The sequence below is a fragment of the Allobosea sp. P4_H5 genome (genome assembly GCF_056400825.1).
On sequence record NZ_JBFUKM010000001.1, the window covers coordinates 70,995 to 84,470 of the forward strand.

Genomic DNA, 13,476 nt, shown 5'->3' on the forward strand with positions numbered 1-13,476 from the left:
CCTTCCAAGCCATGGATCCATCCAGGATGTCCCGCCACAATCCCCGGCTCCTGCGCGCCGTGTCGCTCTATCTGCGCGCGCTGCACTATCTGGCGATGGCCGGCGTCGCGACCCTCGTGGTCGTCGCCGCGCTGCAGGTCTTCTTCCGCTACGTGGTCGGAGAGTCGCTGTTCTGGTCCGAGGAGCTGATGCGCTCCCTGATGGTCTGGATCGCGTTCCTCTCCGCCGGCATCGCCTATTCGCGCGGCGAGATGCTCGGCATGCGCTTCGTCGTCGACGGGCTGCGGCCCTCTCTCACCGCCAAGATCGACGTGGCTGGCCGTGTGCTGATCGTGCTCTTCCTGCTGGTGGTCGCCTGGTATGGCTGGCTCTTCACCATGCGCACCAGCGAGCAGGAAGCGGTCTCGCTCGAAATCTCGCTCGGCTGGCTGCATGCGGCGATCCCCGTCGGTTGCCTGCTGCTCGCTGTCCACGTCGCCTTCGCAGATCTCTTCCGTTCGGCTCTGCCGAAGGAAGAGACCTCGCACTCGCTCTGAGGCGCGCCCGCATGGTCTGGCTGTTCTCCGCCTTCGTCTTCACCATCCTGATGGGCATCCCGGTGATCTTCGTCCTCGGGATCAGCGCGTTCGCCTATTTCGTCCTCACGGGCCAGACGCAATATCTCCTGGTCATCCCGCAACGCATGTTCGCCGGCGTCGACCAGTTCATCCTGCTCGCGATCCCGCTCTTCGTGCTCGCCGGCGCGCTGATGGACACCGGCGGCCTGACGCGCCGCCTGCTCGAATTCGCCAACGCCTTCGTCGGCCGCTTCCGCGGCGGCACATCGCTGACCGCGATCTGGGGCAGCTTCCTGTTCAGCGGCATCTCAGGCTCCGCCGCGGCGGACGCCGCCGCCATGGGCTCGGTGCTGATCCCCGACATGAAGAAGCAGGGCTACGACGTGAACTACGCCGCCGCCCTGATCGCGGTCGCGTCGCTGATGGACCCGCTGATCCCGCCCAGCATCACCATGATCATCTATGGTGCACTCAGCGGGACCTCGATCGCCAAGCTGTTCATCGGCGGCATCGTGCCGGGCATTCTGCTGGCCTTCTCGCTGACGGCCTACGCGGTCTACGTCGCGCACAAGCGCGGCTATCCGCGCCTGGCACCGCCCTCGCTGGCGCAGATCGGCCGGCTCACCTTGACCGCGCTGCCGGTGCTGTTCCTGCCGGTGCTGATCGTGGTCGGCATCCGCGGCGGCGCCTTCACCGCCACCGAGGCGGCTGCCATCGCGGCGATCTATGCCCTGGTCGTGGCCGCATTCTGGTACCGGGTGCTGACCTGGGCCCATCTGCGCCATGCGCTGATCGCGACCGCGGTGATCTCCTCGGCGATCTATCTCCTGATCGCCATGGCGAACATCGCCGCCTTCGTCTTCGCGCTGGAGCGGCTGCCGCAGAACATCGTCTCCGGCATCCAGCAGCTTACCGACAACCGCGTGCTGATCATCCTGATGGTCAACCTCGCGCTGCTGGTGCTCGGCATGTTCCTCGACGTGGCCGGCGTGCTCATCCTCACCGTACCGGCGCTGGTCGGCATCGGCGCCGCGATCGGCATGGACCCGGTCCATCTCGGGGTGATGGTCACCTTCAACACCATCATCGGCTTCGTGCATCCGCCGCTGGGCCTGTGCCTCTTCATCGTTTCCGGGGTGGCGAAGTCGCCGATCGAGAAGGTGACCATGCAGGCCCTGCCGATGATCGGCATCGCGCTCGCCTTGCTGATGCTGATCGCCTTCGTGCCGGAGCTAGTGCTGTTCCTGCCCAATCTCCTGGTGAAATGAGGACAGGGGCATGACACGCTCGCTCACCACGCGCATCGGCCGCACGGAACTCAAGAATCCGCTGATCGCGGCCTCGGCCGAGCATCTGATCGATGCCGCCGGCGTCCGCGCCGCCCTGAAGGCGGGGGTAGGGGCCGTGGTGGTCAAGTCGACGAACGAGGTTCAGGCGGCGAAGGACCAGCTCCAGCGCGCCGAATACATGGTGCTCGACGAGAATTGGCGGCCGGTGCCCTGGGGGCCGGACGCGCCGCGCGGCGCCACCATCGCTTGCCGCTCCGGCCTGCATCCGCTCGGCTTCGAGCCATGGCTGGAGCAGACCGCCATGCTCGACCGCGAGGCGAGGGCGCTGGAGTCCTATGCGATCCCCAGCCTGATCCTCGGCGATCTCGACCATGCGCTCGCCATGGCGCGCAAGGTCGAGCAGGCCGGCCTGCGGGTGCTCGAATTCAACATCGGCACGCCCTATGCCAGCCAGGCGGCGAAGGGCGCCGTCTCGACCGAGCTCCTGCCCGAGCGCATCAGCCATCTCGTCCAGGCGATGCGCGGGGCCGTCTCGCTGCCGCTCTGGATCAAGGTCACCGGCCAGAGCGAGCGCGTGCCGGAGCTGGCGCGCGCCGCCTTTGATGCCGGCGCCGATTCCGTCGTCATGGCCGGGCGGCTGCTCGGCTTCCTGCCGGATGTCGAGACGATGGAGCCTTTCCTCGGCACCAGCCTCGGCATCGGCGGCTTCTGGAACCTGCCGCTGACTTGCCACTGGCTCGCGACCTCGCGGCTCGCGCTCGGTCCTGACCGGCCGCTGATCGGCATCAACGGCGCGCAGAGCGGGCTCGACATCGCGCGGATGATGCTGGCTGGGGCCTCCGCCGTCGGCATCGCCTCGCCGGTGATGCTGCGCGGCTTCGAGCTGCTCGGCCGGTCACTTGGCGAGTTCCAGGACTATCTCGATGCCAAGGGCATCGATGCTGCCGATCTCGTCGGCGTCGCGGTCAACCACCGCAAGACCTTCGCCGACATGCCCCTGCGCCAGGACAACTGGCGCAACTACGTGCCGCAGGCGCGGACCATCGCAGGAGAATGATCATGACCGACGCAACTGCAACGTCGCAGGACGCCCGCATCAAGGCCCTGCTCAAGGGCGCGGTCGATCTCCACATCCACAGCGGCCCCTCGCTGATGCCGCGCAAGATCGATCATGTCGAGGCCGTCCAGCAGGCCGACGAGGCCGGTTTCGCCGCGATCCTGCTCAAGGATCACTATTACCCGACCATGCCGCTGGCCACGATCCTCGAGACGCACATCTCGAAGGGCGTGAAGGTGCTGGGCGCGATCGTGCTCAACAACCCGCTCGGCAGCATCAACCCCTCGGCCGTCGACTACGCGCTGAAGCAGGGCGCCCGCGTCGTCTGGATGCCGACGGCACATGCCAACAACCATCTCGACCACTACAAGACCGACGCGAAATTCGACTCCAAGTTCCCGGTCGCGACGCAGAAGACGCTGGCGCCGGCGCCACTCTCGCTGCTCGGCCCCGATGGCAAGATCTCGGATGAGGTCAAGGCGATCCTCGATCTCGTCGCCGCCGCCGATGCGGTGGTCTCCGGCGGGCACCATCATGTCAGCGAATTGCTGCCCTTCTACGAGGAGGCCAAGGCGCGCGGCGTCAAGCGGCTGCTGCTCAACCACCCGACCTATGTCAACGAATGCTCGCTGCAGGACGTGCGCCATCTCGCCTCGCTCGGCGTCAAGATGGAGCATTCGATCTGCATGTTCGTGCCCTCGACCTTCCTGCTGTTCGACGCCGACCATCTCAAGGCGGTGATCGAGGCTGCCGGCATCGAGAACACGCTTTTCGGCTCCGATCTCGGCCAGAACAACAATCCGACCCCGGTGGAAGGTTTCGAGCAGATCATTGCCATGCTGATCGACGCGGGCTTCTCCGACGCCCAGATCCGCCAGATGACGGCTAGCAACGCCGCCGATCTCGCCGGCCTCACGCCCGCCGCCAACTGATGCCTTTCGCAGGCCGCGCATGGCGCGGCCTGCCGCCCGTCCAGGAGATCATCCATGCCTTCATTCCTTATCGACGGTCAGTGGACCGACGGCTCGGGCAGCCGCCGCGGCGCAGTGCTGAATCCGGCGACCGGCGAGCAGATCGGCGAGGTGCCCTTCGCCGAGATCGCCGATCTCGACCGTGCGCTCGCCGCCGCCCAGAAGGGCTTCGAGATCTGGCGCAAGACCTCGGCCTATGACCGTTCGAAGATCCTGCGCCGGGCCGCCGACCTGACGCGCGAGCGCGCCGAGACCATCGCCCAGCTCATCACCCACGAGCAGGGCAAGCCGCTGTCCGAGGCGCGCATGGAGGCCGGTGGCCTCGGCGACCATATCGACTGGTATGCCGAGGAGGGCCGGCGCGCCTATGGCCGTGTCATCCCGCCCCGACAATACGGCGCCCGCCAGATCGTGCTGCGCGAGCCCGTCGGCCCCGTCGCCGCCTTCAGCCCGTGGAACTTCCCCACCGGCCAGCTCGTGCGCAAGGTCGCCGGGGCCTTGGCTGCCGGCTGCTCGATCATCGCCAAGGCGCCGGAGGAGACACCGTCCTCCTGCATCGAGCTGATCCGCGCCTTCCATGATGCCGGCGTGCCGGCGGGCGTCGTCAACCTCGTCTTCGGCGTACCCGCCGAGATCTCCGAGCACCTGATCGCCTCGCCGATCATCCGCAAGGTGTCGTTCACGGGCTCGGTGCCGGTAGGCCGTCATCTCGGTGCGCTCGCCGCCCGCCACGTCAAGCGCGCGACGATGGAGCTCGGCGGCCACGCCCCCTTCATCGTCTGCGACGATGTCGACGTCACCGCCGCCGCCAAGCTCGGCGCAGCGCTCAAGTTCCGCAATGGCGGGCAGGTCTGTGCCTCGCCGACGCGCTTTTATGTGCAGGACAGCGTCTTCGACGCCTTCCTCGGCAGCTTCGTCGAGGCGTCGAAGGCGCTGAAGCTCGGCGACGGCGCGGCCGAGGGCACGCAGATGGGCCCGCTCGCCCATGCCCGCCGCGTCGATGCCATCGAGGGCTTCGTGCGCGATGCGGTCGATGCCGGAGCCGATCTCGCCTATGGCGGCGAGCGGCCGGGCAATCACGGCTTCTTCCATGCGCCGGCCGTGCTCGCCAATGTCCCCGACAAGGCGCGGCTGATGCGTGACGAGCCGTTCGGGCCGATCGCGGCGGTCAACCGCTTCGACAGGCTGGACAAGGTGATCGCGCAGGCCAACGCCCTGCCTTTCGGCCTCGCGGCCTTTGCCTTCACCAGCTCGGTCGCCCGCGCCACGCAGCTGGGTGATGAGCTGGAGAGCGGCATGGTCTCGATCAACCATTTCGGCCTCGCAGCGCCCGAGACGCCCTTCGGCGGCATCAAGGACTCCGGCTATGGCAGCGAAGGCGGCTCGGAGGGGTTGGACGCCTATCTCTCGACGAAGTTCGTCAGCCAGATCGGCGCCGAGCCGCGGCGGCCCTGATGGACACCTACGACTACATCGTCGTCGGGGGCGGCTCGGCCGGCTGCACCGTGACCTCCCGCCTCGTCGAGGCGGGAAAGTCGGTGCTGCTGCTCGAATCCGGGCCGAAGGACAACCATCCTTACATCCATATCCCGGCGACCTTCATCCGGGTGCACGGCACGGCGCGGACCTGGATGTACCGCTCGGCGCCGGAGCCTGAGCTCAACGGCCGCCAGGTCTATGTGCCCCAGGGGCGCACGCTCGGCGGCGGCAGCTCGGTCAATGCGATGATCTACATCCGCGGCCAGGCGCAGGATTATGATGACTGGCGCGCTGCCGGCTGCACTGGGTGGGGCTATGAGGACGTGCTGCCCTTCTTCCGCAAGGCGGAGGGCAATGAGCGGCTGTCAGGCCCGCTCCACGGCACGGACGGGCCGCTCAAGGTCAGCGATGTCCGGCATCGACACCCGCTGAGCGCCGCCTTCCTGCGGGCAGCGCAGGAGGTCGGGCTTCCCTATAACGACGACTTCAACGGCGCGAACCAAGAGGGCGTCGGCTATTTCCAGACCACCACCTTCGCGGAGCGGCGCGCCAGCTCGGCCGCGACCTATCTGCGCGCAGTGCGCGGCAACAAGCTGCTCAAGGTCGTCACCAACGCGCATGTGCTCGGCCTCGTGCTCGAGAACGGCGCGGCGGTCGGCGTGCGTACGCGCCACGACAACGGGCAGGAGATCGAGACGCGGGTGCGCGAGGAGGTGATCCTCTCCGCCGGCGCACTCTCGACTCCGAAGATCCTGATGCTGTCCGGCATCGGCCGGGCCGAGCATCTCGCGGAATTCGACATCCCGGTGCGACGCGAATTGCGCGGCGTCGGCGAGAATTTCCAGGACCATCTCTCGGCGTCGGTCTATGGCCAGACCCGCGAGGAGATCAGCCTGCTCGGCAACGACAAGGGCCTGAAGGCGCTCCGTCACGGCCTCTCCTATATCGCGCTCCGGCATGGTCTTCTGACCTCCAACGTGGTCGAGAGCGGCGGTTTCGTCGATACGGCCGGCACCGGCAGGCCGGACGTGCAGTTCCACGTCGTGCCCAATCTGGTCGGGGACGTCGACCGCCTGCCGCCTGGCGGCCACGGCATCTCGATCAACCCCTGCGACCTCAGACCGAAATCGCGCGGGACGGTTCGTCTCGGCGGCAAGGGGGCGGACGATCCCGTCGTGCTCAACGGCAACTATCTCAGTGCGCTGGAGGACATGGCGACGCTCGTGCGCGGCGTGCGCCTGGCGCGGCGCATCCTGCGGGCGCCTTCGCTCGCCAAGCTGGTCAGCCACGAGATCGCGCCGGCACGCGACGAGGAGGTGCCTGACAGCGTCGTCGAGGACCATATCCGCACCGTCGCCAAGACGGTCTATCACCCCGCCGGTACCGCCCGCATGGGCACGGACGAGCTCGCCGTCGTCGATCCCACGCTGAGGGTGCGCGGCGTGCCGCGCCTGCGCATCGCCGACATTTCAGTGGTTCCCAGCATCGTCAGCGGCAACACCAACGCGCCGGCGATCATGATCGGAGAACGCTGTGCCGACTTCATCCTGCGTGGTTGAGAGCGACGCGATGCTCCCGGCCGCTTCGGAACATGGCTCGCGGAGCTGGAGGGTCACGATGACGGCCAGGAATGAACACGGCTCTTCGTGGGAGCGCGACCCGTCGATCTTGCTGCCGCGAGCGACTGGCTGTGTCTTCGGCCGGAGCGGAGGCCGCCCGTTCTGCGACGTGATCGTCGACGAGCGGGAGCTGCGTGTGACATTCGCCTCCGAGGCAGAGGCGACGAGCTTCCGCGACGCCGCAAAAGCAGCGGGCATACCGATCGAGGCAGACAGGCATCTGTCCCGGCTTCTCGCCGCGACGCTCGGCGGCGCATGTCTCCTTCTTGCGATCGCCTATTTCGTGCTCCGATAGGCGCTTGCGCCTTCGACATTCTTCTTGCGGTACAAGACGAGGCCCGGCGTCGTCGCCGGACCTCGAAGCGCGAGTTCGGGGCGAGGAAGCCCGCTATGCCGCATTCCGCAGGGGGCCGGCGATCTCGTCGAGACTGTCGGCAACGCTCGCGACGATCATGTCGATGTCGGCCGCCTGGATGATGAGCGGCGGGGCAAAGACGAGCGTGTGGCCCAGGGCACGCAGCAGGATGCCGCGCTGGGCGAGGGCGCTCGACAGGGCCTGCGCGGCCCCGCGCTCGATCGGGAAGGAGCGCCGGCTGGACTTGTCCTCGACCAGCTCGACCGCGGCCATCAGGCCGACGCCGCGCACCTCGCCCACCAGGGGATGATCGACGAGGCGGCGCAGCCCGTCCTGCAGGCGTGGCGCGACGGTGCGGACATGGTCGACGATCCGCTCCTCCTCGTAGATCTTCAGGGCCTCGACCGCGATCGCGGCCGAGACCGGATGCCCGCCATAGGTATAGCCGTGGCCGAAGCCGCCGAGCGCTTTCGTCCGGTCGGCAATGGCTTCATAGATCTTGTCGTTCACCAGCAGCGCCGAGATCGGGGCATAGGCCGCCGACAGGCCCTTGGCGCAGGTGAGCATGTCGGGCGAGATGCCGAAGGTCTGGCAGCCCCAGTAATTGCCGGTGCGGCCGAAGCCGCAGATGACCTCGTCGGCGACGAAGAGGATGTCGTGGCGGCGCAGCACGGCCTGGATGCGCTCGAAATAGCCGGCCGGCGGCACGATGACGCCGCCCGTACCCATCACCGGCTCGGCGAAGAAAGCGCCGATCGTCTCGGGACCCTCGCGCAGGATCAGCTCTTCGAGCTCGGCGGCGAGCCGCTCGACGAAGGCCGCTTCGCTCTCGCCCTCCTGGCCGTTGCGGTAGAAGTGCGGCGCGGTCACGTGCAGGAAGCCCGGCAGCGGCAGGCCGAAGGAGCGATGCATGTTCGGCAGGCCGGTCAGGCTGGCGGCCGCGATCGTCGTGCCGTGATAGGCGCCGAGCCGGGCGATGATCTTGCGCTTCTCCGGCTTGCCGATCGCGTCATGATAGTACCAGACGAACTTGATCGCCGTGTCGATAGCCTCCGAGCCGGAGGACTGGAACATGGCGCGGGTCAACCCCGCCGGCGCGATCGAGGTTAGGGCGTCGGCCAGCTCGATCACCGGCCCATTCGAGCGGTGCGCGAAGACCTGCTGGTAGGGCAGCATGTGGAGCTGGCGCGCACCGGCTTCCGCCAGCCGCTTGTTGCTGAAGCCGAGCGAGGCGCACCACAGGCCGGACATGCCCTCGATGAAGCGCCGGCCCTCATCGTCGATGACATGGATGCCGTCGCCGCTCTCGATGACCATCGGACCCGCGCTCTCGTGCTGGCGCAGATTGGTCTGCGGGTGGATGTGATACGCGATGTCGCGCGCACGGTTCGACTGGGGTTGAGGCGACATGTCGATCTCCTGGCAACGGGCGGTAGCCATCGGCGCAATGCGCTGAGGGTACCTTCCTGTCAGGCTATCACTTACCGTATAGCGTGACAATGTTTTGGATTAAGATACGACACGGCGATATTCGAGGTGTGAACGGCGCACCTCCGGCGAGTTGCCGGGAGTTGCGCGCCCGGTGTTGCGATCTGCGTTAGCGCGACTCTGATAATTCAATTATTACAAAGCAGTACCCGACTTTTTCCTGTTGGTTTCAGGCGGGCGGGCGCTCCGGTGAAGATGTGCTTCCGATAGAAACTCCGCTCCAATCGCGCCTGCCGCCTCGTTCGCGGAAATTGGGCATTGACGTGTTTGCGGCAAGACAATAGCGTTTCGCAAAACAATACGTCGTTCCGGTCTGAGGCTCGCGATTGTGAGGCGACGCTCCGGGGCTGGATCGAAAGCAAGGGGAATAGGATCATGACTTACGGCAGGACGTCGCTTGCTGCTCTGTTCCTCTTTGCGGGAGCAGCCGGGGCCAATGCACAGGAGCGCCAGCTCACCGTCGCGACCTGGGGCGGGACCTATACCCAGAAGCAGCGGGCGACGATCATAGATCCGTTTGCGAAGGAGGCGGGCGTGCGGGTGCTCGATGCACCCTATACCGGCGGGCTCGGCCAGCTGCGGGCGATGCGAGAGGCCGGCAACAGCACCTGGGACGTGGTGCAGCTCGAGGCGCCCGACCTGATCGCCGCCTGCGCCGAGGGGCTGGTCCTGCGGCTCGACAAGGGCAAGCTCGCCAACCTGTCCGATCTGGGGCCCGGCGGCGCCAGCGAATGCGGGGTCGGCGCGGTCGGCTGGTCGATCGTGATCGGCTACAACTCGAATCTCGTGAAGCAGGCGCCGCAGTCCTGGACCGACTTCTGGGATGTGAAGACCTTTCCCGGCAAGCGCGCCATGCGCCGTTCGCCGCAATATGCGCTGGAAGCGGCGTTGCTTGCCGATGGCGTCGCGCCGACGGAGCTCTATGCGACGCTCGCCAGGAAGGAGGGGGTCGACCGGGCCTTCCGGAAGCTCGACGCGCTGAAGCCGCATATCCAGTGGTGGGAAGCAGGATCGCAGCCGCCGGAATGGCTGGCGCGTGGCGAGGTTGCGATGGCGACCTCCTATGTCGGGCGCCTGCTCGAAGCCCGCGCCGAGAAGGCGCCGGTCTCCTTCGGCTGGGGCGGCTCGTTCTACTCGGTCGATTCCTGGGCGATCGTCGACGGCACGAAGCGCCAGCCGGACGCCTATGCCTTCCTCGACTACGCGACCGGCGCCAAGGCCCAGGCGGCGTTCTCCGAGATCCAGCCGGTCGCTCCGGTCAACCAGAAGGCCGCTGCGCTGCTGAAGCCCGAGCGGCTGGCGATCATGCCGATCGGCGACAACCTGAAGCAGGGCGCCGTGTTCAGCGACACGTTCTGGGTCGAGAACATCGACGCCCTGACCGAGCGCTTCAACGCCTGGCTCGCCCGCTGAGCGGGCGGCGGCGATCACCCATTCCACCGGCTGGCTGCGATGGACCTGGCATGACCTCTTCCACCATGGACGAGCATTTCGTCCGCTTCGTCGGCGTGCAGAAATCCTTCGGGGCCGCGAAAGTGGTCCATGACCTGAACCTCGACATCAAGCGCGGCGAGTTCATCACGCTGCTCGGGCCCTCCGGCTCTGGCAAGACGACCTGCCTGCTGATGCTCGCCGGATTCGAGGCCCTGTCGCAGGGGGATATCCTCGTCGACGGGCGCTCGATCGGCTACGTCCCGGCGCAGAAGCGCAATATCGGCATGGTCTTCCAGAGCTATGCGCTGTTCCCGCACATGACAGTGGCCGAGAACATCGCCTTTCCGCTCACCTGCCGGAAGCTGCGCTCTGCGGAGATCGAGGCGCAGGTCAAGCGCGCGCTCGCGATGATCAAGCTGGAGAGCTTCGCCAGCCGACTCCCGGGCCAGTTGTCCGGCGGCCAGCAGCAGCGCGTGGCGCTCGCCCGCGCACTCGTCTTCCAGCCGAGTCTCGTGCTGATGGACGAGCCGCTCGGGGCGCTCGACAAGCAGCTGCGCGAGGAGATGCAGTACGAGATCATGAGCATCCAGCAGGAGCTCGGAGTGACCGTGGTCTATGTGACACACGATCAGTCCGAGGCGCTGACGATGTCGGATCGGATTGCAGTGTTCAATGCCGGCGTCATCCAGCAATTGGCGCCGCCGCGCGAGATCTACGAGGCGCCGGCCAATGCCTTCGTCGCCCGCTTCATCGGCGAGAATAACCGCCTCGTCGGCAAGGTGACCGAGCGGAACGGCTCTTCCTGCGCTGTGACGCTCGCCGGCGGAGCGCGCCTGCGGGCACGGCCGGTCAATGCCGGCGCGGTCGGCTCGCCCTCGACTTTGTCGGTCCGGCCCGAGCGCGTCGTGCTCGGCGCTGCGGCTGCGAGCCGCGCCAACCGCTTCGAGGGACTGGTCAGGAATGTCGTCTTTCATGGCGACCATGTCCGCGTCGCCATGCAGGTCGCCGGCCAGGACGGCTTCATCGCCAAGCTTCCCAATGTCGTGGGCATCGAGGTTCCCGTCGCCGGCAGTTCGGTCGCCGTCGGCTGGGACGAGGACGATTGCCATGCTCTCGATGTCGAGAGCGAAGCCTTGCGCCATTGAACGGGCGGAGGAAGCCATGAGCGGACTATCCCTGCCGCAGGCCCTGCGCGCGCCGATCAGCCGCTATGGGCTGCTGCTGCCGTGCCTGGTGTTCATGCTCGGCCTGTTCGTCTGGCCGATCCTCTCCTTGCTGACGGGGGGAATCCACAGTCCGGAGGTGTCGCAGGCGCTGCCGCAGACAAGCCGCGCCGCTCTGGCCTGGAACGGGCAGGGGCTGCCGGACGATGCTGCCTTCGAAGCGCTCATTGCCGACCTGCGCGCCGCGGACCGGCGTGCCGTCGCCGAGGCGGGCCGCAGGCTCAACTACGAGATCCCCGGCTACCGCGCCCTGATCCTGAAGACCGCCGCGCGCGCTGCCGGCACGCAGGGCAAGGCGGGCCTCATAGCCGTCGATCCCAAATGGGGCGAGGACAGCTATTGGCTGGCGCTGCGCCGGGCCGCGTCGCCGATCACGCCGCGCTATCTCCTCGCTGCGCTCGATCTGGAGGTCCGGCCCGACGGCAGCATCGGTGCGGCCCCGCAGGACAGCGCCATCTTCCTCGGCGTGCTCGGCCGCACGCTCTGGATCTCGCTCGTCGTCACCGTGAGCTGCCTGCTGCTCGCCTTCCCGGTCGCCTATCACATCGCGTCGAGCACGCCGCGCTGGCGCAATCTGCTGCTGCTGCTCGTGCTGCTGCCGTTCTGGACCTCGCTGCTGGTGCGCACCAGCGCCTGGGTCGTGCTGCTGCAGGACAACGGCATGATCAACAGCGTGCTGCTCCGCGCCGGCCTGATCGAGACGCCGCTGCGCCTGATCTTCAACCGAACCGGCGTCTACATCTCCTTCATCCATGTGCTGCTGCCGCTGATGGTGCTGCCGCTCTACAGCGTGATGTCGAACATCTCGCGGGAATATCTGCGCGCAGCCTTCAGCCTCGGCGCGAGCGGCCCGCGAGCTTTCTTCAAGGTCTACCTGCCGCTGGTCTGGCCGGGCATCTGGTCCGGCACGCTGCTGACCTTCGTGGTCTGCTCCGGCTACTACGTCACGCCGCTGCTCGTCGGCGGCAACACCGACCAGATGATGAGCTATTTCATCGCCTTCTACACCAAGCAGACGGTCAATTGGGGGCTCGCCGCGGCGCTCGCCATCGTCCTCAGCCTGTCCATCCTGCTCGTCACCGGCCTTTATGCCCTGGTCGGTCGGCGCCAGAAGATCGTCGTCAAGGGGTGAGAGATGTCCGGATCCACTGCGCCTCGCCAGCACCTCGGCCCATCGCCCTGGCGCATCCTGACCATCGTCATCTCGGTGCTGGTCTATGCCTTCCTGCTCCTGCCGATCATCGTCGTCCTGCCGCTCGGCTTCAGCTCGGGCTCCTTCCTGACCTATCCGATGCCGGGGCTGTCGCTGCGCTGGTATGAGGAGCTCGCCCATAACTACAAATGGCTGCTCGCCCTGAAGAACAGCGCGATCGTCGGCGTCTGCGCCGCGGCCCTGTCGTCGGTGCTCGGCGTCAGCGCGGCGCTGGCCCTGACCTCGCTGCCGCCGAAGGCGCGGGCTCTTGCCTACGGGCTGTTCATCGCGCCGCTGGTGGTGCCGATCATCATCCTGGCGGTGGCGCTGTTCCTGTTCTTCTCGAAGCTCGGCCTCACCGGCTCGCTCGCCGGCATGGTGCTCGCGCATACGATCGTCGGCGCGCCCTATGTCATGATCTCGGTCAACGCGGCGCTGCAGAACTTCGATACGACGCTAGTGCGCGCCGCCAAGAGCCTGGGCGCCTCGCCCTGGGGCGCACAGCGGCGCGTGGTCTTCCCGATCATTAAGCCGGCCATCGTGGCGGGAGCCCTGTTCGCCTTCGTCGTCTCCTTCGACGAGGTGGTGATCTCGTTGTTCCTGGCCAGCCCGGAGCAGGTGACGCTGCCGATCCGCCTCTTCGACGGCATTCGCGACGAGCTGACGCCGGTGGTGATCTCGGCAGCGACGATCATGCTCTTCGTCTCCGTCGGCGGCATGATCTGCGTGGAGGCGCTGCGGCGCCGATCCGCCAAAGCGCGCGGCTTGCAGGAGAGCTGACGGGAGCGCCCGGCGCGCGACCTCGAAGCGGT

At 67.1% G+C, this 13,476-nt stretch carries 12 protein-coding genes; 11 read left to right on the forward strand and 1 reads right to left on the reverse strand.

The genetic code is table 11. From position 1 onward, the window contains the following. Positions 1 to 26: 26 nt before the first annotated feature. The 7 genes from AC1DS0_RS00365 to AC1DS0_RS00395 are packed head-to-tail and all read left to right on the forward strand — an operon-like array spanning position 27 to position 7,267. Entirely contained in the window at positions 27 to 536 is a 510-nt protein-coding gene (locus tag AC1DS0_RS00365; RefSeq protein WP_159650383.1) for a TRAP transporter small permease, read from the forward strand. Positions 537 to 547: 11 nt separating this feature from the next. Next, entirely contained in the window at positions 548 to 1,825 is a 1,278-nt protein-coding gene (locus AC1DS0_RS00370; RefSeq protein WP_476812430.1) for a TRAP transporter large permease, read from the forward strand. 10 nt (positions 1,826 to 1,835) lie between these two features. Next, positions 1,836 to 2,903 carry a beta/alpha barrel domain-containing protein gene (locus AC1DS0_RS00375; RefSeq protein WP_476812431.1) on the forward strand — a complete coding sequence of 356 codons (1,068 nt, stop codon included), beginning with the start codon at positions 1,836 to 1,838 and terminating at the stop codon, positions 2,901 to 2,903. Between the two features lie 2 nt (positions 2,904 to 2,905). Further along, complete coding sequence (locus tag AC1DS0_RS00380) at positions 2,906 to 3,835, forward strand: DUF6282 family protein (RefSeq protein WP_476812432.1); 930 nt, start codon at positions 2,906 to 2,908, stop codon at positions 3,833 to 3,835. A 54-nt stretch (positions 3,836 to 3,889) separates the two neighbouring features. Then, a complete protein-coding gene (locus tag AC1DS0_RS00385; protein WP_476812433.1) occupies positions 3,890 to 5,329 on the forward strand; it encodes an NAD-dependent succinate-semialdehyde dehydrogenase in 1,440 nt (479 codons plus the stop codon). Continuing rightward, positions 5,329 to 6,912 (forward strand): GMC family oxidoreductase, encoded by a 1,584-nt coding sequence (locus AC1DS0_RS00390; RefSeq protein ID WP_476812434.1) that lies wholly within the window; start codon positions 5,329 to 5,331, stop codon positions 6,910 to 6,912. Before AC1DS0_RS00385 ends, AC1DS0_RS00390 begins: the two co-directional genes overlap by 1 nt. 58 nt (positions 6,913 to 6,970) lie before the next feature. After that, positions 6,971 to 7,267, forward strand: coding sequence for a hypothetical protein (locus tag AC1DS0_RS00395; RefSeq protein ID WP_476812435.1), 297 nt, complete (start codon positions 6,971 to 6,973; stop codon positions 7,265 to 7,267). Positions 7,268 to 7,360: 93 nt separating this feature from the next. Here AC1DS0_RS00395 and AC1DS0_RS00400 read toward each other — a convergent pair whose 3' ends face one another. Continuing rightward, complete coding sequence (locus AC1DS0_RS00400) at positions 7,361 to 8,737, reverse strand: aminotransferase (protein ID WP_476812436.1); 1,377 nt, start codon at positions 8,735 to 8,737, stop codon at positions 7,361 to 7,363. Positions 8,738 to 9,190: 453 nt separating this feature from the next. On the opposite strand from AC1DS0_RS00400, the gene AC1DS0_RS00405 reads away from it, so the two are divergent. The 4 genes from AC1DS0_RS00405 to AC1DS0_RS00420 are packed head-to-tail and all read left to right on the forward strand — an operon-like array spanning position 9,191 to position 13,444. Continuing rightward, complete coding sequence (locus tag AC1DS0_RS00405) at positions 9,191 to 10,228, forward strand: ABC transporter substrate-binding protein (RefSeq protein ID WP_476812437.1); 1,038 nt, start codon at positions 9,191 to 9,193, stop codon at positions 10,226 to 10,228. A 50-nt stretch (positions 10,229 to 10,278) separates the two neighbouring features. Further along, the gene (locus AC1DS0_RS00410; protein WP_476812438.1) at positions 10,279 to 11,394 is read left to right on the forward strand and encodes an ABC transporter ATP-binding protein; all 1,116 of its coding nucleotides are present in this window, start codon (positions 10,279 to 10,281) and stop codon (positions 11,392 to 11,394) included. Between the two features lie 16 nt (positions 11,395 to 11,410). Continuing rightward, positions 11,411 to 12,604 (forward strand): ABC transporter permease, encoded by a 1,194-nt coding sequence (locus tag AC1DS0_RS00415; protein WP_476812439.1) that lies wholly within the window; start codon positions 11,411 to 11,413, stop codon positions 12,602 to 12,604. 3 nt (positions 12,605 to 12,607) lie between these two features. Next, a complete protein-coding gene (locus tag AC1DS0_RS00420) occupies positions 12,608 to 13,444 on the forward strand; it encodes an ABC transporter permease (RefSeq protein WP_476812440.1) in 837 nt (278 codons plus the stop codon). Positions 13,445 to 13,476 lie beyond the last annotated feature (32 nt).

What these genes read in the sequence shown, in the direction of transcription:
- AC1DS0_RS00365 (WP_159650383.1), top strand. Translation starts at nt 27, where the DNA reads ATGTCCCGCCACAATCCCCGGCTCCTGCGCGCCGTGTCGCTCTATCTG.
- AC1DS0_RS00390 (WP_476812434.1), top strand. Translation starts at nt 5,329, where the DNA reads ATGGACACCTACGACTACATCGTCGTCGGGGGCGGCTCGGCCGGCTGC.
- AC1DS0_RS00380 (WP_476812432.1), top strand. Translation starts at nt 2,906, where the DNA reads ATGACCGACGCAACTGCAACGTCGCAGGACGCCCGCATCAAGGCCCTG.
- AC1DS0_RS00400 (WP_476812436.1), bottom strand. Translation starts at nt 8,737, where the DNA reads ATGTCGCCTCAACCCCAGTCGAACCGTGCGCGCGACATCGCGTATCAC.
- AC1DS0_RS00370 (WP_476812430.1), top strand. Translation starts at nt 548, where the DNA reads ATGGTCTGGCTGTTCTCCGCCTTCGTCTTCACCATCCTGATGGGCATC.
- AC1DS0_RS00385 (WP_476812433.1), top strand. Translation starts at nt 3,890, where the DNA reads ATGCCTTCATTCCTTATCGACGGTCAGTGGACCGACGGCTCGGGCAGC.
- AC1DS0_RS00405 (WP_476812437.1), top strand. Translation starts at nt 9,191, where the DNA reads ATGACTTACGGCAGGACGTCGCTTGCTGCTCTGTTCCTCTTTGCGGGA.
- AC1DS0_RS00410 (WP_476812438.1), top strand. Translation starts at nt 10,279, where the DNA reads ATGACCTCTTCCACCATGGACGAGCATTTCGTCCGCTTCGTCGGCGTG.
- AC1DS0_RS00375 (WP_476812431.1), top strand. Translation starts at nt 1,836, where the DNA reads ATGACACGCTCGCTCACCACGCGCATCGGCCGCACGGAACTCAAGAAT.
- AC1DS0_RS00420 (WP_476812440.1), top strand. Translation starts at nt 12,608, where the DNA reads ATGTCCGGATCCACTGCGCCTCGCCAGCACCTCGGCCCATCGCCCTGG.
- AC1DS0_RS00415 (WP_476812439.1), top strand. Translation starts at nt 11,411, where the DNA reads ATGAGCGGACTATCCCTGCCGCAGGCCCTGCGCGCGCCGATCAGCCGC.
- AC1DS0_RS00395 (WP_476812435.1), top strand. Translation starts at nt 6,971, where the DNA reads ATGACGGCCAGGAATGAACACGGCTCTTCGTGGGAGCGCGACCCGTCG.